The sequence below is a fragment of the Myxococcus sp. CA056 genome (assembly GCF_013336715.1).
Classification (GTDB): domain Bacteria; phylum Myxococcota; class Myxococcia; order Myxococcales; family Myxococcaceae; genus Myxococcus; species Myxococcus llanfairpwllgwyngyllgogerychwyrndrobwllllantysiliogogogochensis.
Genome location: NZ_JABUMT010000002.1, coordinates 1,144,505 through 1,171,190, shown reverse-complemented (window position 1 = coordinate 1,171,190; position 26,686 = coordinate 1,144,505). Strand labels below are relative to the sequence as shown.

Below are 26,686 nucleotides of genomic sequence, written 5' to 3'. Positions count from 1 at the left end.
AGCCGCCATCACGTCCTGTGTTGGCCTTGTGATTGGACGGTGTCACCGCCCTGCTCGGATGTCAGTTGGAGACGACAGTCCCGGAGCCCAGGCGGTTCATCGCCCGGACTCCTGGCGCGCGTCACACAGGCGGGTGCTACCGCGTCCCGGGGGCAGCGAGGAAGCCGCGCTGCACCAGGGACGAGAGGTAGGTTGAAATCAGGGAGGCATCCACCGAGGGACAGGCGGTCCCCGTTCCTCCCAGGGCCTTCAACGTGTTCCCGCTGTCGCAGACCACCATCCGCGGCCCGCCCACGCTCCGGTCCTCCGGAGGCACCTGCTGGAGGAACATGAGCAGATCTCCCAGCTCGCTGTCGGACGGAGCCGCGACGCCCAGTTCGGCGAGCCATTCGTCATACGGGAGGACTCGCAGCCCGTACCCGAAGGAGCGCATGTGGCTCCACATCTCATCGGCGCGCACGAACCGCGGGTTGACCAGGTGATACGTCTGTCCGAATGACGCCGGGCGCAGGGACAAGTCCACGATGGCGCTGCTGACGTAGTCGACAGGCGTCACATCGAGCAGGGCCTCGACACGGGGGGCACTGCCCATCCGCACGCAGCCCTTGAGGGTCCTGCACACCAGGTCATCCGTGTTCCAGGCCCCCGTGCGGCTGTGCCCCGTCACCCGTCCCGGTCGATGGAGCGTCACGGGGAGCCCACGACGCGAAGCCTCCCTCACGAGCTTCTCGGCGACCCACTTGCTCTGGGCATACCCACCCACGAGGCTCTCGGCTCCCTCCAGGGGCTCGTCCTCCAGAATCGGTGTCTGGCGCCCCAGCGGCAACACGGAGACGGTGGAGACGTAGTGCAGGGGCTTGATGCGCGTGCGCATCGCCAGCCTGAGAATCTCCCGCGTGCCGAGCACATTGGCCGCGCGCATGGACTCGTAGGGGTAGAGGAAATTGACCAGCGCGCCGTTGTGGTAGACGGCGTCCACCTCCTCCGCGAGCCGCTGGAACTCCGCTTCGGACAGGCCCAGCAGCGGCAGTCCGATGTCCCCCTGGAGGGGAACGATGCGCGACGCCAGCGCCTCGCTCCACAGTGAGTAGCTCTCCAGATTCTTGCGAATCCGGTGCATGCCATCCTGCGCTGACTTGGAGCGCACCAGGCAATAGATGCGCGCCTCCGTCTTGCGGCAGAGCTCCTCCAGCAGGAAGGCCCCGAGGAAACCCGTGGCGCCGGTCAGCAGGAGGGTGCGCGCGGCGCCCGTCAGGGGCGGCAGTGCGTCGCCTGGCTCCAGGGCCGCATCCAGCACGGCATCCGCTTCCATCTCCGCCACCACGTCGTGGGTCGGCAGCGAGCCCGTCTTCGCGGCCTCGATGGTCCGTGCCATCTCCTCCAGCGTCGGAGCCTGCAGCAAGGCCCGCAGCGGGATGTCCGCTCCAGACTCCGCCCGCGCGAGCACGAGCACCCGGTAGAGCAAGAGCGAGTGCCCGCCCAGTTCGAAGAAGTGGTCATGGACACCCACCTGCTCCACCCCCAGGACCTGGCGCCAGATGGCCGCCAGCGACACCTCCCCGGGAGTCCTGGGCGCGACGTGCTCCTTGCCGCCCCCCGAGCGCGGACGCTCCGGCGCCGGAAGCGCGGCACGGTCCACCTTTCCGTTCGGCGTGAGCGGCAACGCCTCCAGGCTCACGAACAGGAAGGGCACCATGTACTCCGGCAACCGGGACTTCAGGTGGTCGCGCAGCTCCGCCGGCTCGGGAGCCTTCTGCTCGCGTCCGACGACGTAGGCGACGAGCTGCTTGTCCGTCCCCAGTCCGTCGCGCACGACGACCACGGCGTCACGGACCTTCGGGTGCTCCATCAGGGCCGCGCCAATCTCGCCCAGCTCGATGCGGAACCCCCGCAGCTTCACCTGGTGGTCCATCCGGCCCAGGTACTCGAGCTGTCCGTCCGGCAACCACCGCGCCAGGTCCCCCGTCCTGTACAGACGCTCGCTGGTGCCTCCAGCGAAGGGCGACGCGATGAACCGCTCCGCGGTCAGCTCCGGCCGGTCCAGATAGCCTCGCGCCACACCGTGGCCGCCGATGAAGACCTCGCCCGGCACGCCCACGGGCATCGGCTCCCGGTGCGCATCCAGCACGTACACCTGGGTGTTTCCGACAGGGCGCCCGATGGTCGGCGTCTGTCCACGGCTCACGCGGGTGAACGTGGAGTAGGTCGTGGTCTCGCTCGGGCCATAGAGGTTGAACACGTCCCGCACATGGCCGAGCTGGTAGATGTGGTCGACCAGTGACGCCGCGAGGGCCTCACCCGCCAGGTTCACGATGACCACCGAGGACGGCACCGCGCCCGCTCGCAGCAGCGCGCCCATGGCCGAAGGCACGGTGTTGATGAGCGTCACCTCCCGCGCCGCGGGGAGCTCCCACACCTCCAGCGCGTTCTTCGCCACGATGACCTTCGCCCCCAGACACAGCGGCGCGAAAATCTCGAAGACCGACAGGTCGAAGCAGATGGACGTCGAGGCCAGCGTCCCCGCGAGCGCCTCCGGGGAGAAGACGCTCAGGGCCCAGGTCAGGAAGGCCACGGCGTTGCGGTGGTCAATCATCACGCCCTTGGGCTTGCCGGTGGAGCCCGAGGTGTAGATGAGATACGCGAGCGCGTCGGGACTCGTGACCTGCTCGGGGTTCGTGTCCGGCTCCGCGCCAATGGCCGGCGCGTCCGTATCCAGGCACACCACTCGCGCCTGGGTGGCGGGCAGCTCCGGGACGAGGCGCTGCTGCGTGAGCAGCACCGGCACCCGGGCGTCCTCGAGAATCAGCGCCAGCCTCTCTTTCGGATAGGCGGGGTCCAACGGGACGTAGGCGCCTCCGGACTTGAGGATGGCCAGCAGGCCGATGACGAGGTCCTCGGTGCGCTCGACACAGAGGCCCACGCGGGCCTCGGGCTGGACACCGAGCCGTCGCAGATGATGCGCGAGCTGGTTCGCCCGGCGATTGAGCTCGGCATAGGTGAGCCGCATGTGCCCGCTCACCACGGCCACGGACTGGGGCGTCCGCTCCACCTGGGTCTGCACGAGCTGCTGCATGCACAGCGCGGGGACGTCGAGCACCGGACCGTTCCAGTCGGTGAGGAGCCTTCCGCGCTCCGCCGGGGACAGCAGCGGCAGCTTCGACAGGGGTGCCTCCGGCCGGGCCACGATGGCCTCCAGCAGGACCTGGAGGTGCTCCACCATCCGCTCCGCCGTCGAGGCGTCGAAGACCTCGCGCGAGTACTCGAGCATGCCGCCCAGGCCGTTGTCGCCCGAGGCCAGGATGAGCGAGAGCTCGAACTTGGCGACGCCCTCCACGCTGCCATCCGGTGCTCCGTTGAGGAACGACCAGCGCGTCCCCGGCAGCTCCAGCACGGGCGCGGGGATGTTCTCCAGCGTGAAGCAGGCGCGCACCAGCGGGTTGAGCCCGCCCTCTCGCGAGGCGCCCACTCCCTGCACCACCTCGCTGAACGGCAGCGACTGGTGGTCCAGCGCCTCCAGCACGACCTTGCGCGCGCGGGCCAGCCACTGCGCGAAGGTCGGCTCCCCCGAGAAATCACAGCGCAGCGCGAGGGTATTGGCGATGAAGCCGATGAGGTCCGCGGGCGTGTTTCCCCGGTTCGCGATCACCGTCCCCACACCGAAATCAAGCTGTCCTGAGTAACGGTGCAGGAGCGCCGAGAACGCGGCGAAGAGCACCATGAAGAGGCTGCAACCTTCCCGGTGGGCCAGCTCCCTCAAGGCCTCGCTGAGCGCGGGTGAGAAGGCGACGGGAATGGTGGCGCCACGATGGCTCGTGGACGTGGAGACCGCATGGTCCACGGGGAGCTGGAGCGGCGGCAGCCCCTGGAGCTTCCCCTTCCAGTACGTCCGCTCGCGGGCACCCGACTCCCCCGCCAGCCACGCACGCTCGCGCAGGGCCGACTCGGCGAACTGCATCGACACGGGCGGCAGCACGGGCGTCTGTCCCCGGACAAAGGACGCGTACAGCGCCGACAGCTCGCGCACGAAGACGCCGAGCGACCAGCCATCCGTGATGATGTGGTGCTTCGTCACGAAGAGGGCGTGGTCGTCGGGGCCCAGGGCCACCAGGGTGACCCGGAAGAGCGGTCCCGTCGCCAGGTCGAACGGCTGCCGGGCCACCGCATCCGAGCGCCGCTGGATTTCCTCTTCACGCCGCGCCTCGGTGAGCCCTGGCAGCTCCACCACGGTCAGCGCCACGCCCGCATCAGGTGACGCGATGACCTGCCGGGGACTGCCCTCCACCTCCGGGAAGCGCGTCCGGAGCACCTCGTGCCGCCGGACCAGCTCCTCCAGGCTCCGGCGCAGGGCCACGGTATCGAGCGCGCCTCGCGCCCGGAGACCGAGATGGACGTTGTACTGCGCCGTGCCGGGCGAGAGGCGGTCCAGGAACCAGAGCCGCTCCTGCCCGCTGGACAACGGGATGACCTCGGGCCTCGCGAGAGGCAGCGCCGGCGCGCTCGACGACACCTCGCGCGCGGAGTGCTTCCCCAGGAACGCCAGGATGTCACCCTTGTTCGCGGACAGCTCGGCGCGCAGCTCCGGAGTGAGGACGGCCTTGCCCGCCTCGACCACCAGCTTCTCTCCGTCGACACGCAGGCGCACACCCCTGGCGGCGAGGGTGCTCAACAACTCACGGACACTCATAGAACGAAGACCTCGTTGTCGTCAGCGGCGGCCGCATCCATCACCGGCCTGGTACCCTCGTCCGCACGCGCGAGCGTCTCGGCGAGGTTGCGATCCATGACTTCACTCTGGAGATGCGCGCAGAGCGCCTCCAGCGTCGGGTGCTTCCAAATCAACGAGGCGGGCAGTGACAGCGCCAGCCCCGCGGCCAGCCGGTTGCGCAGCTCCAACCCCATCAGGGAGTCCAGGCCGAAACCCTGGAGCGGCGCATCCGGAGCAATGCGCGCCGAGTCCAGTCGCAGGACACGGGCAAGCTGCTCGCGGACGAACTGCTCCAGGGCCGCCCGTGCCTCTTTCGGGGACGCGGTCTTCAGCGTCTCCAGCAGGGCCTCGTTCCCCGGCTCGCGGGCCTCCGCGCCCGAGCCAGCGGGGACCAGCTCCGACAGCCACGGGGACGAGCGCGCGCGCGGATAGAACTCCACCCACTTGCGCAGCTCCAGCGGCATGACCGCCATCTGCGTCACCTCACCATCCAGCAGTCGCCCCAGAATCGCGTTGCCTTCCGCGGGCGTCAGACTGTCCGAGCCTCGCTGCGCCAGCCGCTCGCCCCGGTTGGACTGCGCCGCGGCCAGACCGACCTCCGAGAAGGGCCCCCAGTTGATGCTCAGGCCCGGCAACCCCAGCGCTCGACGATGGTGGGCGAGCGCGTCGAGGAAGGCGTTGGCTGCCACGTAGTTGCCCTGCCCCGGTGCTCCGAACAGGGAGGCCGCCGACGAGTACAGCACGAAGAAGTCGAGCGGCGCCTCGCGCGTCAGGACATGCAGGTTCCAGCCTCCACGCACCTTGGGCGCCATGACGCGCTGGAACCGCTCCACCGTCTGCTGCGACAGCACACCATCGTCCAGCACCCCGGCCGCGTGGATGACACCTCGCAACGGGGCCTCATCCCGGACTGTCTCCGAGAGCACCCGGGCGAGCTGCGCGCGGTCGGACACGTCCGCCCGAGCCACTCGCACCCGCGCTCCGGCGGCCTCGAGCGCGGCCACGTCCTGCTGCTGCTCCGGTGTCAGGGCCGTGTCGCGGCCGATGAGCACGAGGTGACCGGCGCCCTGCTCCACCATCCACTTCGCCACCGCGAAGCCGAGCCCACCGAGCCCACCCGTGACGAGATACGTCCCATCGGCGCGAAGCCGCTTCGCACCCACCGAGGGGACCACCACGCGCGCCTTCGGGTGATTCAAGGTGAAAGAGTTCACCCCGGAGGCGACGGAGGGAAGGCCTCTCACCTCGAACGCGTCCTTCACCTCCTGCCACAGACGAGCAAAGCGCTCGGGCCTGCGTCGGGCGAAGGCAGGCACGTCCACTCCGCACCAGGCGACGTTCGCATCCCCCACGGGAGCCGGCACGGAGGACGCACGCAGGTCGAAGACGCGCGCGCCTTCGCCCAGCACCACGAGGCTCCGGTCGAGTCCGACAGCGCCCGGCGCGACCACGGCCAGCTCCACTCCGCTTCCTCCCGTCGCGGCCAGGAGCCGGGTGACGAAGGTCTCCTCGCCCGGGTCCACGACATGGTCGGCTCCGAGTTCCCGCAGCGAGGCTCGCTGCTCGGTCGTCGTCGCCACGGCGAAGACCTCCGCCCCCACCCACCTGGCCAGCTTGACCGCCGCCCTCCCGAGCCCGCTCGAAGTCCCCAGAATCAGCACGCGGCCCCGCTTCTCCAGTCGGCCCAGGTGGAACAGCGCGTACCAGGCGGGAAGAACGGCCGCCGCGAGCGCCGCTGCGTCCTCGTGTGACGAGGACGACGGGCGGAGGGCCGTGCACACCACGGGCACACACACGTGCGACCCGAGGCGCGACGCCACCAGCGCGACCCGCTCCTCGCCGAGCACGACATCCTTCACACCTTCGCCCACGGCGACGACGCGCCCACTGCACCCGATGACGCCACCTTCTGCTTCCCACGGCTCGGACTCGAGCCCTCCATGGGAGGCCACGGAGACCTCGATTTCGAGTTCGCCCGGCCCGGGTGGGCGCCGTGTATTCGCCCTCCGCTCCAGACGACCTCGCACGTCCCGCTCCAGGAGGAACGGGTGTCCCGCCGAGGGGACCACGGCCTCGCCAACGGGCCTGCCGGGAACACCGCGCACGATGCGGGCGACATGGCGCCCATCCGCGCGCAGGGAGATCTCCTCCTCCGCGTCCGCCACGAGCAGCTCCCGCACCAGCGCGACGCCCGCATCACCCGAGCCCAGGGCAGCGGACACATCCACTCGCGTGCACTTCAGCTCGGAGTGCTCGTGCGCGAGCGTCCGGCCCAGGCCCCACAGCGGAGCCTGGAGCACGTCCGAGGCGGACCGACCGTCAGAGCCATGATGGACACCTCGCGTGACGAGCCACAGCCTGGGCGGGCTCGACAGGCCCGCACGGCCAAGCGCCTGGACCAGATGCAGCACGCCACCACACCCCATCAGCGGGTCCACCTCGCGAGGCTCCTGGCCCGTCAGGTGAATCACGCCGCGTGGCTGCGAGCCCGCGCCGAAGGCCTCTGACAGCACCGCATCGAAGGCCTGGGGCGAAGCCGTGTCCACGACCCGGCGCCCCGGGCCCGCACCCGTGACGTCGACCCGGAGGACCTCGCCCTGTCGCTCTCGCAGCAGGGACTCGACCGTGTCGGAGAGTTCGCTGCCGTCCGCGATGAGCAACCAGCGCCCACCCGCCTCGGTGCCCGAGGACGGGACAGGCTCGACAGCCGGCGCATGCCGCCATTCCTGCGCGAAGAAGAGGTCCCTCCCCGTGCCCTCCGCGACCGGCATGTCCAACTGCTGGACGCGCAGCCCAAGCGCCTCCACCTGGAGCCGGCCAGACGCATCACGCAGCTCCAGGTCGAACGTGTAGACGCCACCACGAGCGCCCTCCAGGGGACGCAACCGCACGTGGCAGAAGACCTCTGTCCCCGGCTGCTCGTGAAGCCGCAGGTTCGCGAGCGCCACGGGAACGGCGGGGCCCGCATCCTGGGCGAGGTCTTCCTGGGGAACGGCCGCGGCCACCAACTGGAAGCACGCATCGAGCAACGCGGGATGGATGCGATACGCCGACGCCCGCGCCACGAGCGGCTCCGGCAGACGGACATGTCCGAGCGCTTCGCCTCGGCCACGCCACACCTGCCGCACACCCTGAAACGCCGGTCCGTAGGCCACGCCACCGCGCGCCAGCGCCTCGTAGTGCGCCGCCGACTCCATCACCTCCGGGCAACGCGCCCGAATCGCCTCGAACGACTCGGGTGTGGGGACGGACAGCGCTTCGTCCATGGGACGCAGGTGCCCCACGACATGCGCCATCCAGCCCGCCGGGGCATTCGCCTCCGTGCCCGCCTTCTGGCTCGAGAGCTGGAACGAGAGGACACCCTCGCGCTCGCCGCTCAGCGCCAGTTGCACGGTGCGCTCATGTCCCTCGGGGAGCAGCAGGCCCTCCTTGAAGGACGTGTCGACGAGCTCGTGCGCCGTCCCACCGGTCAGCTCCCGCGCCGCCGACAGCGCCATCTCCAGGTAGGCCGCGCCCGGCACCACGCACTGCCCGCCCACGCGATGGTCCGCCAGGAACGATGGCTCCCGCGCGCTCAGCGTGGATTCCCAGAAGCGGCTCTCCGTCTGCACGGAGGTGGTGAACGACGCACCCAAGAGCGGATGCCCCCCCACTCGCGCGACGCGACCGCGCGAGGTGGCTGGCTTCAGCTCCAGCCAGTGCCGCTCGCGCTGCCATGGATACGAGGGGAGTGCGACGCGACGGCGCTTGTCCGGATGCAGCCGGAGCCAGTCCACGCGGTCCACGCGGGTGGAAATCGCTCCCAGGGACGAAAGCAGGCTCGGCCACTCTTCCTGCTCTCGGAGCAGGCTCGGCACCACGAGCCCGCGACCCGACGTGTCCCCTTCCCTCAACATCGCATCCACGAAGGGCACGAGGATGGGGTGCGGGCTCAGCTCGATGAACAGGACGTTTCCATCCTGGATGAGGCGCTGCACCGCGTCCGCGAACAGCACGGGCTGGCGCAGGTTGCGCACCCAGTACGAGGCGTTCAGCTCCTGGCCCTCGATGGGGGCACCCGTCACCGTGGAGTAGAGCGGCACCGTGCCGCCGGTGGGACGCACGGCCGCCATCCGCTCCAGCAGCTCCTGCCGCAGCGGGTCCATCTGCGGGCTGTGCGAGGCCACGTCCACCTTCACCCAGCGGCAGAACACCTCGCGACGCTCCAGCCGCTCCATCACCTCTTTCAGCGCCGCGGGGTCTCCCGATAGCACCGTGGCCTTCGGGCCATTGCTCACGGCGATGGCGATGCGGTCCTCGGCGCCCCGAATCTCCGCCTCCGCCTGCTCGCGGGAGAGGTCCACGACGGCCATGGCGCCCTTGCCACTGACGCGCCGGAGCAGCTTGCTCCGCTCACAGATGATGCGCGCCGCGTCCTCCAGCGAGAGCACCCCCGCGACGTGCGCCGCGGCCACCTCTCCCATGCTGTGGCCCACCACAGCGTGAGGCTCCAGCCCCCACGAGCGCCACACCGCCGCGAGCGCCACCTGCAAGGCGAACAGCGTCGGCTGGATGACGTCGATGTCATTCCAGCGAGGTTGCTGCCCGGGCTTCGTCAGCAGCTCGCGCAAGGACCAGTCGACATGACGGCCGAGCGCCTCGTGACACCGGTCGATGGCCTCCCGGAACGTCGCGTCCCGCGCGTACAGCTGCTGTCCCATTCCCAGCCACTGCGAGCCCTGGCCCGGAAAGACGAAGACAATCCGCTGTCCGGCTCCGCTGCCCCGGCGCCCCACCGACAGGCCCGCGTGGCTCTCCCCGGCGGCGAAGGCGGCGAGCTGCGCGAGGAGCTCCTCCCTGGACTTCGCCGCGAGGGCGAGCCGGTGCTCATGGTGCGTCCGGCCCAGCGTGGACGTGGCGCTGATATCGGCGAGCGAACCCGGCGCCTCGCCCTTCAGGAACGCGCTCCAGCGCTCCGCCAGCGAGGACAGCGCTCCGGGCGTCTTCGCGGACAGGACCACGAGCCGCGCCTGGGCCTCCTCGTCCGACGCGGCGGGGACGGTGGCGGAGGGAGCCTCCTCCAGCACGACGTGCGCGTTGATTCCGCTGAGCCCGAAGGAGCTCACCCCCGCGATGCGCCGTCCCTCGTGGGCCGGCCAGGGCACCCGCTCGACGGGGACGCGGGCCGGAATGCGGTCCCACTCCACATGCGGGTTGGGGGTGCGGAAGTGCAGATGCGGGGGAATCTCCTGGTGCTGGAGCGAGAGGATGGTCTTGATGACCCCGGCGATTCCGGCGGCGGGCTCCAGGTGTCCGATGTTCGTCTTCACCGAGCCGATGAAGAACGGCCGGTCCTCCGGACGACCCTTGCCGAGCACGGCGCCCAGCGCCCGCAGCTCTATCGGGTCACCCAGCGGGGTGCCCGTCCCGTGGGCTTCGACGTACCCCACCAGGGCCGGCGCGATGCGCGCGTTGTCGAGCGCCCGCTGGACCACCGCCTGCTGCGACGGCCCGTTGGGCACCGTCAGCCCGCCGCTGGCCCCGTCATGGTTGACGGCGGAGCCGCGAATCAACGCGAGGATGGAGTCACCGTCCCGCTGCGCATCCGAGAGCCGCTTGAGGACGAGGACACCACACCCTTCGCCTCGCACGTACCCGTCCGCGGCCGCGTCGAAGGTCTTGCACCGGCCATCGCTCGCGAGCGCCTGCATGCTGCACAGGCAGATGGTCGTCTCCGGCGAGAGGATGAGATTCACGCCACCCGCCAGCGCGAGGTTGGACTCGCCCCTCCGGAGGCTCTCACTGGCCAGATGGAGCGCGACCAGCGAGGACGAACACGCGGTGTCCACCGGCATGGCCGGCCCCTGCAACCCGAGCACGTACGAGACGCGGCCAGGAACGAAGCTGTAGCCGTTCCCCGTCGCCATGTACCCGTCGAAGCGCGTCGCGTCGTTCTCCTTCAGCAGACGCGCCATGTAGTCGCTGGACATCACGCCCATGAAGACGCCGGTCTTGGTGCCCGCGAGCTGATGGGGCGCCAGGCCCGCGTTCTCCAGCGCCTCCCAGGCGACCTCCAGGACGAGCCGCTGCTGCGGGTCCAGGCTCGCCGCCTCCCGGGGAGAGATTCCGAAGAACTCCGCGTCGAAGTTCTCCACGTCGTCGAGGAAGCCTCCCCGCGTCCCGTACATCTTTCCGGGCAGGCCCCGCGTCTCATCGAAATGACCGGGCACATCCCAGCGGGACTCGGGCGTCTCGCGCAGCGCATCCACGCCGTCGCGCAGGACCTTCCAGAAGGAAGGCCCGTCGACGGCGCCCCCTGGGAATCGGCACCCCATCCCCACGACGGCGATGGGCTCGGTCCGGGCACGCTCCACCGCGTCGAGGCGTGACTGCATCTTCTCCACGAGCAACGCGGCGCGCTGGAGCGCGGACGGCTCGGCTGACTTTTCCTGCTGGCTCATGACCCTTCTTCCATCAGTGCGGAGAGCTTCGCCTCCAGGGAGGCGGCGAGCTCATCCTGCGAAAGCTCCATGATGCGTTCGAGCAGCGCGGAGTCCTGGACCTCTCCCCGCGCCTCGCCAACGGGCTGCGTCTCCAGGCCGTAGACCTCGCCGAGCAGGTAGCTCGCGATGGCCTCCGCCGTCGGATAGTCGAAGACGAGCGTCGCCGGCAGCGACGTCCCCACGGTCTTCTGCAAGCGATTGCGCAGCTCGAGCGCCATCAGCGAATCCATGCCCACTTCGAACAGCCGCTCCCGGGGCTCCAGCGGCGCCGACGCATCCAACCCGAGCACGCGCACCGCCTCGCCCTGCACGTGCTCCAACAGCAGCGGCATGCGCTGGCGGGGCTCCGCCGACTCGAGCCGACGCCGGAACTCGGAGGCCGAGCTTCCGCTGTCCTCGGTCGCCGACGCCGGGCTGCCCAGCTCCGCGAGCAGGGTCGGCGCCGTGCCACGCGGGTACTGCGAGAGGTAGCGCTGCCACTGGATTCGCAGCAGGGTGAGCTGCGGCTGCTCGCGACCGAAGGCCCGGCTGAAGGCATGGAGCGCCTCGGCGGGAGTGAACGCCTCGATGCCCTGCGACTGGTAGCGGGACGCGAGCTGCGCGGCCATGCCGACCTCGGCCCAGGGGCCCCAGTTGATGCTCAGCGCCGGAAGCCCCAGCGCCCGCCGGTGATGCGCCAGCGCGTCCAGGAAGGCATTGGCCGCCGCGTAGCTCCCCTGCCCCGGCGCGCCGAGCAGCGTCGACGCGGACGAGTACAGGACGAAGAAGTCGAGCGCCCTGTCCTTCGTCAACGTGTGGAGGTGCCAGGCTCCGTCCACCTTGGGTGCGAGCACCCGGGCGAACCGCGACCAGTCCTGTTGCAGGAGCATTCCATCGTCCAGGACACCCGCGGCGTGGACCACCCCGCGCAGCGGCGCCAGTCGCTCTGCTTCCTCGGTGGCGCGGCGGACGTCTTCCAGCTTCGACACGTCCGCCTGGACGACCAGGACCTTCGCGCCCGCCGACTCCAGGGCACGGAGGGCCTGCTGGGCTTCAGGCCGGGCTCCGCCTCGGCCGACGAGCACGAGGTTGCGCGCGCCCTGCTCCACCATCCACCCGGCCAGCGACAGTCCCAATCCACCGAGGCCACCCGTGAGCAGGTAGCTGGCGTCCGGCAGCAACCGGGGCATGCCGTTGCGTGGCTCCTCCCGCGAGGCGCGGAGCCGGGCGACATGGCGCTGGCCTTCGCGAATCACCACCTGTCGCTCTCCGTCACCCGCGCTCAGCTCGCGCCAGATGGCCGACGCGTCGTCTCCGGAGCCGGAGGGGTCCAGGTCGATGAGCGCGCCGCACCGCTCGGGGTGCTCCTGCGAGAAGACGCCGCCCAGGCCCCAGAGGGGCACCTGGCTCAGCGCGAGCGGCGACGGCTTGGACGCCAGCGCCCGGGCACCCCGCGTCACCATCCAGAGACGCGCGGCCGAAGCCGAGGCCACCAGCGCCTTGGCCAGATGAAGCGCGCTGCCTCCGCCCAGTTGGTGAGCCTCTCGCAGCGACTCCACGTCCTCCCCTTCGGACCCGCGCATCGCCCAGAGATGGACGACGCCCCCGAGCGACTCGCCGGGCAGCACCGCTTCCACGAGCAGTCGCTCGTAGTCCTCGGCGGACCGGGCATCGAGGGTGAAGCGGTCCTCTCCATGGCGGACGTACGCCGCACCCGGTTGGACCAGCACGGGACGACGGCCACTCTTCATGAGCCGCTCGGCGAGCGCCTCCGCGAGGCCCGCCTCGTCCGCGAACACGAGCCAGCGGCCCGTCGCGGGCGCGCCCTCGGGCAGGGGCTGACGCTTCCAGGCGAGTTCGTAGAGGGTGTCACGCTGGCCATGGCGCAGCACCGCCATCAGCGCTTCGCGCGGTGCGCGCTTGTGCTTCAGCCCTTCAATCTCGATGAGCACCCGGCCTTCGGCGTCCACCACGTACACGTCGCCGGTGATGACCTCACCCACGGCCTCCTCCGCGTCGCGGCGCACGGCATAAGCCCACACCGGCCCGGTCGGCTGCTCGTGGAAGCGGAAGCGCTCCACGGAGATGGGCACGTAGACGGTGCTCAACTGCGCGTCCTCGCTGATGAGGTCCGTGCCCATTGCCTGCAGGAAGGAGTCGACCAGTCCCGGGTGGACGAACAGGCTCCGGTCATCGCCCTCCGTCGGTGAGCGCATCTGGCAGAGCGACTCGCGCCCGCCATTTTGGACGCGCTCAATCCAACGGAACGCGGGGCCGAGGTTGAACCCGATGTCCCAGTTGCGCTCGTAGAGTCCGCCTCCGAGCTGGCGCGAGCAGCGCGCCTCGATGTCCTGCCGGGAGATGGGCGCCGGGCGCGCGGCCCCTTCGCCGCCCACCTGGAGCGTCCCCGTGCCGTTCAGCAGCCACCCCTCGGTGTGCTCGTCGGCGGTCGCGGAGAGGCTGTAGATTTCGAAGTCGTACCGGCCCTCCCCCTTGGGGGCGAGGACGAGTTGCACGAGCTGCTCCTCCTCGTCCGCGAGCACGATGGGCTGGGAGAAGAGGCACTTCTCGATGGTGTACGGCCCCGTCCCGAACGACTGCGCCGCCGTCGCGATGATGCGCGCGATGTGGCACGAGCCGGGCACGACGATGGTTCCGTAGAGCCGGTGGTCCTCCAGGAACGGCAGGGAGCGCGCGCTGTAGCGGCCCTCGAACACGAGCGACTTGCTCAGAGGTGAGCGCACCCGCTGACCGACGAGCGCCTGCGCGCTGGTGATTGACGAGACGGGGCGCGGGGCCTTGGCGGCCTCCAGCCAGTGGCGCTGGTGCTGCCACGGGTAGACGGGGAGCGCGACGCGCGAGCGGTGACGCTCACCGTTCAGCGCGGCCCAGTCCACCGCCACGCCCTGGGTGTAGAGCGAGCCCAGGCTGAAGAGGATGTGCGGCTGCTCGGGCTGCCCCTGGCGCAGTGACGGCAACCAGGTGCCCGCGTCGTCCCCGAGCCCCTTGAGCGCCATGCCGGTGAGCGTCGGATGCGGGCCGACCTCCACGAACACGGTGCCGCCGAGCGCCCGCAGGGCCTTCAGTCCATCGTGGAAGCGCACCGCGCCCCGCACGTGGCGGCGGAAGTACGCGGCGTCCAGCACGGCATCCTCCGCGAGGACCTGGCCCGTGACGTTGGAGGCCAGGTGGATGCGCGGCGCGTGGAGGGCCACCTCGCCCGCCACCTTCTCGAACGCCTCCAGCATCGGGTCCATGAGCGGCGAGTGGAACGCGTGGGACACCGTGAGCCGCCGGGCCTTGATGCCCTTGGCCTGGAACCCGGTGGCGAGGGCCTCCACCGCCTCACGCTCGCCGGAGATGACGGTGTCCGCCGGCCCGTTGACCGCGGCAATCGAGACCCGGTCCGCGTACGGCGCCAGCGCCTGCGTGACCTGCTCCTCGCTCGCGGAGATGGCCACCATCTCGCCATCGCGCGGGAGGGCCTGCATGAGCCGCGCGCGCTCGGTGATGAGCCGCAGGGCGTCCTCCAGCGTCATCACCCCCGCCACGCAGGCGGCGACGTACTCGCCGACGCTGTGCCCCAGCACCGCCCAGGGCTCCACGCCCCAGGAGCGCCACAGCTCCGTCAGGGCGTACTCCAGCGCGAAGAGCGCCGGCTGCGTGTACGCCGTGTCGTCGATGCGCGAACCCGTCCCGTGCATCACGGAGAGGAGCGACTCCTCCCAGGTGCCCGCGAGCAGGGCGTCGCAGCGGTCCAGGGCCGCGCGGAAGACAGGCTCGGTCTCATACAGCTCCCGGCCCATGCCCGCGTACTGGGAGCCCTGGCCGGTGAACACGAAGACGATTTTGGGAGGCTCGCCCTCGAAGCGGTGCTGGGCCAGCCGGGCCACCTCTTCTCCCCGCGCGAGCGCCAGCAGCCGCTCCCGGGCCTGCTCCGCCGAGTCCACGACGACCGCGAGCCGGTGGGAGAAGCCCGTGCGCTGCGTGTTCGCGGCGTGGCAGACATCCGCGAGCGACAGCTCCGGGCGCGCGGTGAAGTGCTCACCGACCCGCGCCGCGAGCTGCGAGAGCGCGCCCTTCGTCTTCGCCGACAGCGCGAGCACGTGCAGGCTTCGCTCGGGCTGCGCCGCAAGGGGCTCGGTCGCGGGGGCCTCTTCCACGATGACGTGCGCGTTGGTGCCGCTCAGGCCGAAGGCGCTGATGCCGGCGATGCGCGGACGCGCGCGCTCGGGCCAGGGCGTGGCCTTCGTCGGGATGTCCAGCGGGAAGCCGTCCAGCTCGATGTGCGGGTTGAGGCGCGTGAGGTGCAGGTGCGGTGGCACCACGCCGTGCCGATGGGCGAGCACCACCTTGATGAGCCCGGCGATGCCCGCCGCCGCCTCCAGGTGGCCGATGCTGGTCTTCACCGAGCCCATCAACAGCCGCTGCTCGGACGTGCGGCCCTCACCGAGCACCTTGGCCACGGCCTGGACCTCGATGGGGTCGCCCAGGGACGTGCCCGTGCCGTGCGCTTCGATGTAGTCCACCTCCGAGGGGGCCACGCCCGCGTTGGCCAGGGCGGCGCGGAGGACCTGCTGCTGCGCATCCCCGTTGGGGACCGTAAGCGCGCTGCTCGGGCCGTCATGGTTGACCGCCGAGCCACGGATGACGGCGAGGATGTCATCCCCGTCCCGCTTCGCGTCGGACAGGCGCTTGAGGACCACGATGCCGCAGCCCTCGCTGCGCACGTAGCCATCCGCCGAGGCATCGAACGTCTTGCACCGTCCGTCCTGAGACAGGGCCCGCAGCTGCGCGAGGTAGATGGTCGAGTGCGGCGCGAGCGTCATGTTGACGCCACCCGCGAGCGCCAGGTTGGCTTCTCCCGAGCGCAGGCTCTGGCAGGCCAGGTGCACCGCCACCAGCGACGAGGAGCACGCGGTGTTCAAGCTCATCGTCGGCCCCTGGAACCGGAGCAGGTAGGCCAGCCGGCCCGCGGCGAAGCTCGCGTCGTTGCCCGTGGCGATATACGCGTCGCCCGCGGCCGAAGCGCTCCCCACCCCGTTGAGCATCGCGTACTCGTTGCTGCCAATGCCGATGAACACACCCGTGCGGGTGTTCGCCAGTCGCCCCGGCGCGAGCCCCGCGTGCTCCAGGGACTCCCAGGCCACCTCCAGCAGCAGGCGCTGCTGCGGGTCCATGTTCGCGGCCTCACGCGGGGAGATTCCGAAGAACTGCGCGTCGAACTGGTCGGCGTCGTCCAGGAACCCGCCCCAGCGGGTGTAGGTCTTCCCAGGAACGCCCGGCTTCGGGTCGTAGTAGTCGTCGACCTTCCACCGCGAGGCAGGCACCTCGCGGATGGCGTCCACGCCGCCCTCCAGCAGTTGCCAGAAGGCCTCGGGGCCCGAGGCCTGGGGCACGCGGCAGCCCATGCCGACAATCGCGATGGGCTCCGTCGCGTTGCTCGCGGACCGGACCGTCTCCTCCTTCGCCACCACGTCCAGTTGGAGCACGTCCTGAAGGAGATAGGTCGACAGGGCCAGCACCGTCGGCTTGTCGAAGGCAATCGTGGTCGGAAGCTGGACGCCGAACCGGGCCACCAGTCTCCGCCGCAGCTCCACGGCGGTGATGGAGTCCATGCCCGTATCGAAGAAGCCCTGCTCCAGCTTGACGGAGGCGCTCGACGGGAAGCCGAGCACCCGCGCCACTTCGTCACGCACCCAGGCCGTCACCAGCTCCCGGCGACGCGCAGGAGAAGCGTTGCGCAGCGGCGCGAGCTCGTCGCTCCCGGAAGGCAGCGACACCGGCCGCGGCGCGGGCACGGAAGCGGGACCGAGCGCCTCCAGCATCGGCTTGCGCGACCGCGACTCGTACACCGACTTGAAGAGGCTCCAGTCCATCTGGGCGACGGTGCGCTGGGTCGCATCCGTGGTGAGCAGTGCCCCGAGCAGTTGGAGCCCGCCCTCCACCGAGAGACCGCTGACGCCCATCCGCTCGAACCAGCGCAGGCCTTCTTCGGCGACCATGCCTTCGGCGGCCCACGGCCCCCAGTTGATGCTCAGCGCGTGCTGGCCCTTCGCGCGACGGTGGTGGGCCAGCGCGTCGAGGAACTGGTTGCCCGCGGCGTAGTGGCCCATCCGGGCCGAACCCCACACGGCGGAGACGGACGAGAAGTAGACGGTGAAGTCCAGGTCCAGCCCTTGCGTCGCCTGATGCAGCACCCAGCCGCCCCACACCTTCGGACGCAGGATGGAGGCGAGCGCCGCCTCGTCCATCGTCTCGAGCGGCTGGACGGTGGACACACCGGCGGCGTGGATGATGCCCTTCAGCGGCGCGGGCCCTTGCTGGATGAGCCCGATGACCTCCGCCATGCGGGTCGGGTCACCCACGTCCGCGCTGAGGGCGTGGACGACGGCGCCCTCGGCTTCGAGGGCTTCGAGGGCCGCCACCTGCCGGCCCACGTCGCTCTCGCGCGACAGCGCTGGCCACGCGGCACGGTCAGGCAGCCCCCTGCGGCCCAGCAGCACGAGGTGCCGCGCGCCCTTGGAGACCAGCCACTTCGCCACATGCAGCCCCAACCCACCCAGGCCCCCCGTGACGAGGTACGCCGCGTCCGCGCGAAGCGCGACGGGCGCGAGCTCGCGTGCCGGAGCCGAGGGGACGAGGCGCGCCACGTAGCGGACTCCTCCACGGAAGGCCGACTGGTCCTCTTCATCCGCGCCGGACAGCTCGCGCCACAGCGTCTCCACTTCACCCTCGGAAGCGCTCGGGTCCAGGTCCAGCAACCCACCCCAGACCTCCGGGTGCTCCAGCGCCATGACGCGACCGAGGCCCCACAGGGGCGCATACAGCGGCGAGCCTCCCGTGACCCCACCCACGGCCTGGCTGCCGCGTGTGCACAGCCACAGCCGGGCGGCGCTCTCGGCCCCCTTGCGCATGAGTGCCTGCGCGAGGCGCAGCGCCGCGTGGACTCCGAGCTGCTGCGCGGACTCGACCTGCGCGAGCGTGGGCTCGGAGACTGGCGCGACCTCCGCGCCCCACAGGTGGACGACGGCGCGGACGGGGCCCACCTCCTGAAGCAACCGGTCGAAGTGCTCGGGGCTTCGCGGATTCAGCGACCGCACCCCGGGGCCCTGGACCGCCTCTTCGTCACCCGGGATGACCAGCCAGCACGGCTCGCCCCGTTTCTCGAGCAGGGCCGCCAGCGCTGCGCCCGTGCCCTCGCGGTGACCGAAGACCAGCCACGTCCCCTCATCGCGAGGCGCGCGCGGTGAAGCGGCTCCACGCTCACGCACCTGCCACGTGAGGTCGTAGACCCAGTCCTCCGGCCGCTTCGCCTCCGAAGCGGGCGCGGCGGCCACCGCCGAAGCGGCCTTCGCGTCGTCGGCCTCAATCCAGTACCGCGAGCGCTGCCACGGGTAGAGCGGCAGCGCCGCCAGCCGGCCTCCCGACGGGAAGAGGCGCCCCCACTCCACCGGGAATCCCTTCACATGGAGCCCGCCCAACGCGCCGAGCATCACCGTCTGGCCATCCCGGCCCTTGCGCAGGGACGGCACCGCCGCGCCTTCCAGCTCGCGGCGCTCCAGCATCTGGAGGACGTACCGGCCCAGCGCGGGCTGCGGCCCCAGCTCCACGAAGAGCCGTTGGCCCTCATCGAGCAGGGTGCTCATGGCGTCGGAGAAGCGCACGGCCTCCCGGATGTTGCTCGCCCAGTAGGTCGCATCCAGCGACTCGCCCGCGATGACCTGGCCCGTCACCGTCGAAATCATCGGGATGGACGTCGGCCGCGTCTCGAGCCGGCCCAGTGCCTGGACGAGCTCTGCCTGGAGCGGGGCCATCTGCTGGCTGTGGAACGCGTAGTTCACCCCCAGGTCCCGCGTGGAGACGCCCCGGGCGCGCAGGGCTTCGAGCACCTCTCCGAGTGCCGCCGGCTCTCCCGAGAGGACGACGGCGCGCGCGTCGTTGATGGCGCCCACCGACAACCGCCCGGCGTAGCGCGTCAGCTCCCGCTCGGCCTCCTCGGGCGACAGCTCGACCGAGGCCATGCGGCCCTGGCCCGTCACCCGCTGCATGATGCGGCTGCGATGCGCCACCAGGCGCGCGGCCTCCGCGAGGCTCAGCGCCCCGGCCACGTGCGCGGCGGCAATCTCACCCACGCTGTGTCCCACGACGGCGACCGGGACGACCCCGAGCGCGCGCCAGGCCGCCGCGAGCGCGACCTGGATGGCGAAGATGGCGGGCTGTGCCACCTCCGTCTCGTCCAGCCGCGACGCATCCCCTTCGACTTCGAGCGCCTGGATGATGGAGGCACCGGTGTGCGGGGCCAGCAGCGAGTCGCACTCGCGCAGCGCGGCGGCGAAGGCCTCGTTGCCTGCGAGCAAGTCCCTGCCCATGCCCCGCCACTGCGAGCCCTGACCACCGAAGACAAAGACGACCTTCTCCCGTCGGCTCTCGGCGAGCCCCGTCGTGAGGTACGGCGGCGCCGCGCCCTCCAGGAAGGCCTGAAGCTGCTCGCCCCACTCCTGCCGTGAGCGGCCCGCCACCGCGAGCCGATGCTCGTAGGGGTTTCGTCGGAGCGCGGCGGTGTAGGCGACGTCTTCGAGATTCGGTGCCTGGTCCTCCGGTAGTTTCAGCAGCTCCTGGTACGAGCGCGCCAGCGCCCGCAGCGCACCCTCGCTTCTCGCGGACAGCGCGAGGAGCTGGGCTCCCACGTCGGTGGCCTCGGGCGCGGGCGGCGGCGTGGGGGCCTCCTCCAGGATGACGTGCGCGTTCGTCCCGCTGATACCGAAGGAACTCACGGCCGCGTAGCGACGCCGCTGGGACACGGGCCACGGCTGCTGTCGCGTCGGGATGACGAAGGGCGTGTCCTCGATGGAGATGCGAGGGTTGAGCGCCTTGAAGTGCAGGTGCTTCGGGATGGCCTCGTGCCGCAGCGCGAGCAGGACCTTGATGAGGCCCGCCATGCCGGCGGCGGCCTCCAGGTGTCCGAGGTTCGTCTTGGCGGAGCCCAGGTAGCAGAGAGAGCCGTCCTCGCGGCGCGCACCGTAGGTCTCCCGCAGCGCCTCCACCTCTATCGGGTCACCGAGCGGCGTCCCGGTGCCGTGCGCCTCGATGTAGCCAATGTCCTTGGGCGACAGGCTCGCGGCCGCCAGGGCCTCGCGAATCAGCGCCTGCTGGGACAGGACGTTGGGAGTCGTCAGGCCGGTGGAGCCACCATCCTGGTTCACCGCCGAGGCGCGAATCACGCCGAGGACGTTGTCCCCCTGGGCCAGGGCATCGGAGAGCCGCTTCAGCACGACGACGCCGCAGCCCTCGCCACGCACGAAGCCGTTCGCCCTCGAATCGAACGTCCGGCAGCGACCGTCGGGAGACAGCGCCGTCAGCTTGGAGAGCCAGGTGCTGGGCCGCTGGGAGAGCAGCAGGTTGACGCCGCCGACGAGCGCCGCGTCGCACTCGCCGTTGCGCAGGCTCTGTCCCGCCAGGTGCAACGCCACCAGCGAGGACGAGCAGGCCGTGTCCACGGACAGCGCCGGGCCGCGCAGGTCCAACAGGTACGACAGGCGTCCCGCAATCACGCTGTTGGAGCAACCGATGACCGAATAGACGTCGCCCGCGACATCACGCTCCGCCTGAAGCATGGCGTAGTCATTGCCGCAGACGCCGACGAAGACACCCGTCCGGCTGCCCACCAGACGCGACCTGGGCAACCCCGCGTCCTCGAGCGCCTCCCAGGCGACCTCGAGCAGCAGTCGCTGCTGCGGGTCCATCGCCACGGCCTCGCGAGGGGCGATGCCGAAGAACTCCGGGTCGAAGCCATCCACCCGGTCCAGGAAGCCACCCCAGCGCGTGCCCTTGTGCTCCGCCGCGTCCGTGCTGCTCCGCCAGCGGTCCGAGGGGACCTCGCGGACGGCGTCCACGCCTTCACTCAGCAGCCGCCAGTACGCTTCCGGAGCGTTGGCGCCACCCGGGAAGCGGCAGCCCATGCCCACGACGGCGAGCAGCTCGGGGCCCTGTCCGGAGGAAGTCTCCGGGGCGGACGTCCGCGCCTGCTTCACCGAGGGGCGAGCCGCGGGACGCGCCTCGGCGTCGAGCGCGGGCTCCAGCTTGCTGAACAGGTACTCCGTCAACGCCTGCACCGTGGGGTAGGCGTAGACGAGCGTCGCGGACAGCGTGAGCTTCAGGCCCGATTCGATTCGGTTGCGCAGCTCCAGGCCCGTCAGGCTGTCCATGCCCACGTCGCCAAAGGGCTGGTCGGCTTCGATGCGCGCCGGCTCCATGCGGAGGATGCGCCCGAGCTGTTCGCGTAGGTAGGACTCCAGGAGCCCCCGTCGCCGGGCTGGCTCCGCCGCCGCCAGTTGCTCGCGCGCGTCGCCCTTGCGCGACGGCTGCGTGCTCGCCCGCTCCTGCATCAGCACGGAGAGGAAGGGCGACTGCGCCGCGCTCAGATAGAACTCACGCCACTGCCGCAGGTCCAGCGGCACCACCGCCACCTGCACTGCCTCGCGCGCCAGCAGCCGGCCCAGCGCATCGAGGGCCTGCGACGGCGGCATGTTGCCTACGCCCCGCAGCGCCAGACGGTCGCCCCGGCTCGTGGCCACGGCCGCGAGCCCCACCTCGGCCCACGGCCCCCAGTTGACGCTCAGCGCGGGAAGGCCCGCCGCGTGCCGGTGATGGGCCAGCACGTCCATGAAGGCGTTGGCCGCCGCGTAGTTGCCCTGCCCTGGCGAGCCCAACATCGACGCCGCCGAGGAGAACATCACGAACAAATCCAGGGGCCGCCCCTGCGTCTGCGCGTGCAGGTTCCATGCGCCCTGGACCTTCGGCGCCAGCACCGTGCGCAGCCGGGTCTCATCGAGTTGCGTCAGCACACCATCGGCGATGACGCCGGCCGCGTGGACGATGCCTCGCAGCGGCGGCAGCTCCGCGTCCATCGTCCCGAGCAGGCGCGCCACCTCGGCGGCGCTCGTGACGTCCGCGCCGTAGACGCGCACCTCGACTCCGCCCGCTCGAAGCTCTCCGAGCACGCGAAGCGCCTCCTCGGAGGGAGCGCTCCGTCCCGTCAGCGCCAGGTTGCGAGCCCCCCGCTGGACGAGCCACTTCGCCACCTCCAGCCCCAGGCCTCCCAGGCCGCCGGTGATGAGGTAGGTGCCCGCCGGGGAGAGTTCACTCGGCTCCGAAGCCACTCGCTCGGAGGTACCCCGCTCCAGCCGCGCGACGTGACGAGACGTCCCACGCAAGGCGATGCGGTCTTCCGCCCCATCCGCGAGGAGTTCCTCCGTCAGCGACGCCAGCTCCTCGGGTGAGGGCTCCGCGCCCAGGTCCACGTGCGCGCATCGCAGCTCGGGATGCTCGTGGGTGATGACCGCGGCGAGCCCCGACAGGAAGGCCGCGGCGGGCGCGCCAGACGGCTCGCCCTGGGCCAGCACCTGCATGCCCGCCGTCACCAGCCACAGTCGAGGGGTGTCACGCCAGCCGCGCTGTGCCCACGCCTGGAGCAGGTGAATCACGCTGGTGCCACCCAGGGAGACCGCGCGCTCGAACGCCTCGGGCTTCGACACGTCGGACGCCACATCGAGCCCGAAGAGGTGCACCATGCCTCTGCACGGCGACTGCTCGCTGAACGCATCGCGCAGGAGCGCCTGGAAGTCCTCGAGCCGGGAGGGATTGACGCGGTAGTGCTCCGCGTCGAGCCGCTCGTAGGCGGCGCCCACCTCCACCACGACGCTGCCTCCGGAGCGCTCACCGAGTCCCGTGGCCAGCGACGCGCCCAGGCCCCGCGTGTCCGCGAAGACGAGCCAGCGGCCCTCGCCGCGCGCGCCCACCGTCCCCGTCGGACGCGGCTGCGACCGCCACTGGACGGAGTAGAGCCAGCGGTCCACTTCATCGACGGGGGCGCTGGTGACGGAGACCTTCTTGCACACCAGCCGCCGCACCTCCGCCACCACCCCACCCTGGTCATCCAGGAGCGTGACGTCGCACTCGATGGCGCTCGAACCCGTGGCCGCGCCACTGACGATGCGAACGTGGCTCCAGAGCCCGGCCGACGGGGGGCGCGACAGGACGCGCAGGTGCTTCAGCTCCACGGGGACGTAGACGCCCCCTTCGCTGTCGATGCTCTCCAGCGCCGCGCCCAGGACCTGGAAGCAGCCGTCGAGCAGCGCCGGATGCAGGCTGTAGTGCGCCTCCGAGGCCGTCAGCTCGCCTTCGAGCCGCACGCGGCCCAGCGCCTCACCGTCCGCCCGGTACAGCTCCCGCACGACACGGAAGGTGGGGCCATAGTCCAGCCCGATGTCCCGGAGCGTCTCGTAGTGCGCCTCGACCGGGGACTGCTCACCCAGCCGCGCGCGAAGCTCCGCGAGCACGACGGGGGCCGTGTCCGCCGCGACCTCGCCCTGTCGCAGCGAGCCTTCGGCGTGGAGCGTCCAGTTCAGCTCGTCCGAAGGCACCTCGCGCATGACGGGTGCGCTGAAGAGGCGGAACGTGTGGGCCCCCGGACGCTCCGTCGACAGCCAGAGCTGGAGGACCCGCTCCTCGTCCTCGGGGAACGACATCAGCGCGCTGAAGGTCACATCCTCCAGGGAGACGGGCTCTCCGAGCGTCTGCCTCGCCGCGCTGAGCGCCATGTCGGCCATGGCCGCCGCCGGCAGCGCGGGCACGCCCTGGACGCGGTGCTCCGCGAGCAGCGGGAAGTGCTTCGGTCCCAACTGCACCTGCCACAGGCGGGAGACGTCTCCCTGCGCGGACAGGTCGATGCGCTCACCGATGAGCGGATGCCCGGAGGCGGTCCGCGACGAGCGCGCGGCGCGGGAGACAGGCTCCATCCAGAAGCGCTCGCGCTGCCAGGGATACGCGGGCAGTGGCACGAGCTGCCCCTTGCCCGGATACACGCGGTTCCACGCGACGCGGTGGCCCGAGGCATAGAGGGAGCCCAGTGAAGCCAGCAGGGTGTGCCGCTCCTCCTCGCCCCGCCGCAGGGAGGCGAGCACCAGGCCCTGCTGCGTGCCCTCCGCGCCCATCGTCTGCTCGACGGCCGGGAGCAGGACGGGGTGGGGGCTCACCTCGATGAAGAGGGTGTGCTCGCTCGCGAGGAGCCGCCGCGCCGCCGCCTCGAAGCGCACCGGGAGCCGGAGGTTGTTGCCCCAGTGGGCCGCGTCGAGCTTCGCGCCGTCGAGGAACTCGCCCGTCACGGTGGAGCAGAGGGGCACGTCCGAGGCGCGCGGAGTGATGCGTGCGATGCGCCCTTCCAGCTCCCGACTGATGACCTCCACCAGCGGGGTGTGCGACGGCACGTCCATCTTCACCCAGCGGGTGAAGACACCCCGGTGCCCGAGCGCGTCGACCGCTTCCTTGACCGCCTCCGGGTCTCCGGACAGGACCTGCGAGCGGGGGCCATTCAGGCCTCCCAGCCAGAGCCTGCCACTCCAGGGACGGATGGCCTCCTCGGCCTCCTCCGCGGAGAGCTCGACCATCGCCATCGTCGCGCCCCGCCCACCCAGGGTGCGCATGAGCTTGCTGCGGTGGCAGATGATGAGGACGGCGTCCTCGAGGCTGAGCGCCCCGGCCACGTGCGCGGCGACCACCTCGCCCATGCTGTGACCCATCACCGCGTCCGGCTCGATGCCCCACGAGCGCCACAGCGCCGTGAGGGCCACCTCCACCGCGAAGAGCACGGGCTGGTTGACGTCAATCTCCGCCAGACGCGAGTGCTGCTCGTCCGCGGCGATTTCGTCGAGCACGCTCCAGCCCAGGTGGGGCCGCAGCGCCTGGTCCACCTTGACGAGCGCGTCGCGGAAGACAGGCTCTTGCTCCATCAACGCCCGCCCCATGCCGGCGCGCTGCGCGCCCTGCCCCGGGTAGACGAAGACGACCTTGCGGCGCGCGCCGAACGACTTGCGGCCCGTCCAGGTGTCCGCGGGCTGCTCTCCTCGCGCGAAGGCCCGAAGCCGCTCGGCGGTGCGCTCGCGGGAGTCCGCCAGCACCGCGAGACGGTGGGCGTGGTGCGTGCGGTGCGCTGAGGCCGTGTAGCAGACGTCCGCGAGGCTTCCGCCCCCGTCCCGACCCAGCCGCTCCGCATGACGCTCCGCGAGCGCCTGGAGCGCCTCCCGGCTGCGCGCGGACAAGGGCAACAGCTCCGGACGCTGGGGCAACACGTCCTTCACCGGGGACGCCGGTGCCTCTTCGAGGATGACGTGGGCATTGGTGCCACTGATGCCGAAGGAGCTGACGCCCGCGCGACGCGGCTGCCCGGCCACCTCCCACGGGGTGAGCCGCGTGGGGATGGTGAGCGCGCTGCCCTCGAGCTGGATGCGCGGGTTGACCTGCTTGAGGTGCAGGTGCGCCGGGATGCGCTGATGCCGCATCGCGAGGACGACCTTCATGATGCCCGCGACGCCCGCCGCGGACTCCAGGTGCCCCAGGTTGGTCTTCACCGAGCCGACGCCGCACACGCCGCCGTCAGCGCGCGGGACGCCGTAGGTCTCCCGCAGCGCCTCCGCCTCTATCGGGTCGCCGAGCGGCGTCCCGGTGCCGTGTGCCTCCACGTAGCTCACGTGCTCCGGCTTCAGCCCCGCGTTCTCCAGGGCCTGACGGATGAGCGCCTGCTGCGAGAGCACGTTGGGGGTGGTGAGCCCCGTCGACTTTCCGTCCTGGTTGATGGCCGAGCCGCGAATCGTCGCCAGGATGTGGTCGCCGTCGGCGAGCGCGTCGGAGAGGCGCTTGAGGACGAGCATTCCGCAGCCCTCGCCTCGGGTGAAGCCGTTGGCGGAGGCGTCGAACGCCTTGCTCCGGCCATCCGGAGACAGGGCCTGCAGCTTGGACACGAGCAGCAGGGACTGCGGCGAGAGGATGAGGTTCACGCCGCCGGCGAGCGCCAGGTTGCACTCGCGGGCCCGCAGGCTCTGGCATGCCAGGTGGAGCGATACGAGCGAGGACGAGCACGCCGTGTCCACCACCAGGCTCGGCCCCTGGAGGTTGAAGAGATAGGACAGGCGGCCGGACAGGACGCTCGCGGCGACGCCCGTGGCGCTGAACGCGTCTCCCGTCTCCGGCTGCTCCACCTGCATGCAGTGGTAGTCGTCGTTGCAGGCGCCGATGAAGACGCCGCTGCGGCTGCCCGAGAGCTTGTCGACATCCAGCCCCGCGTCCTCGAGCGCCTCCCACGCCACCTCGAGCAGCAGGCGCTGCTGGGGGTCCATCTGCACCGCTTCACGCGGGGAGATGCCGAAGAAGCCCGGGTCGAAGCCATCCACCGCGTCCAGGTAGCCGCCCCAGCGCATCGCCCCTTCACCCAGGCCGGAGACCTCATCCCGCCGCCAGCGCTCCAGCGGAATCTCCCGCACGGCGTCGACACCGGCCTCGAGCAGCCGCCAGTAGGCGTCCACGTCGTCGGCCTGAGGGAAGCGGCACGCCATGCCCACGATGGCGATGGGCTCCTTCGCGGCACCTTCCACCGCGTTCAGCCGCGTCTGCATCTTCTCCAACGCCACCAGCATGCGCTTGGCGGGGGACAGCTCGCTGGACTCGTCGTTGCGGTTTGCCATGG

Annotated in this window: 3 protein-coding genes; all 3 read right to left on the bottom strand. The window is 71.0% G+C overall.

All coding sequences use genetic code 11. The annotated features are described in order from the left end of the window. Positions 1 to 136: 136 nt before the first annotated feature. Genes HUA76_RS12305 through HUA76_RS12295 form a run of 3 tightly spaced genes read right to left on the bottom strand, consistent with a single transcriptional unit; the run spans position 137 to position 26,684 of the window. Complete coding sequence (locus tag HUA76_RS12305) at positions 137 to 4,684, bottom strand: non-ribosomal peptide synthetase (RefSeq protein WP_174460917.1); 4,548 nt, start codon at positions 4,682 to 4,684, stop codon at positions 137 to 139. After that, positions 4,681 to 11,145, bottom strand: coding sequence for a type I polyketide synthase (locus HUA76_RS12300; protein WP_174460916.1), 6,465 nt, complete (start codon positions 11,143 to 11,145; stop codon positions 4,681 to 4,683). The genes HUA76_RS12305 and HUA76_RS12300 overlap by 4 nt, the downstream gene beginning before the upstream one ends. Next, a complete protein-coding gene (locus HUA76_RS12295; RefSeq protein ID WP_174460915.1) occupies positions 11,142 to 26,684 on the bottom strand; it encodes a type I polyketide synthase in 15,543 nt (5,180 codons plus the stop codon). The genes HUA76_RS12300 and HUA76_RS12295 overlap by 4 nt, the downstream gene beginning before the upstream one ends. Positions 26,685 to 26,686 lie beyond the last annotated feature (2 nt).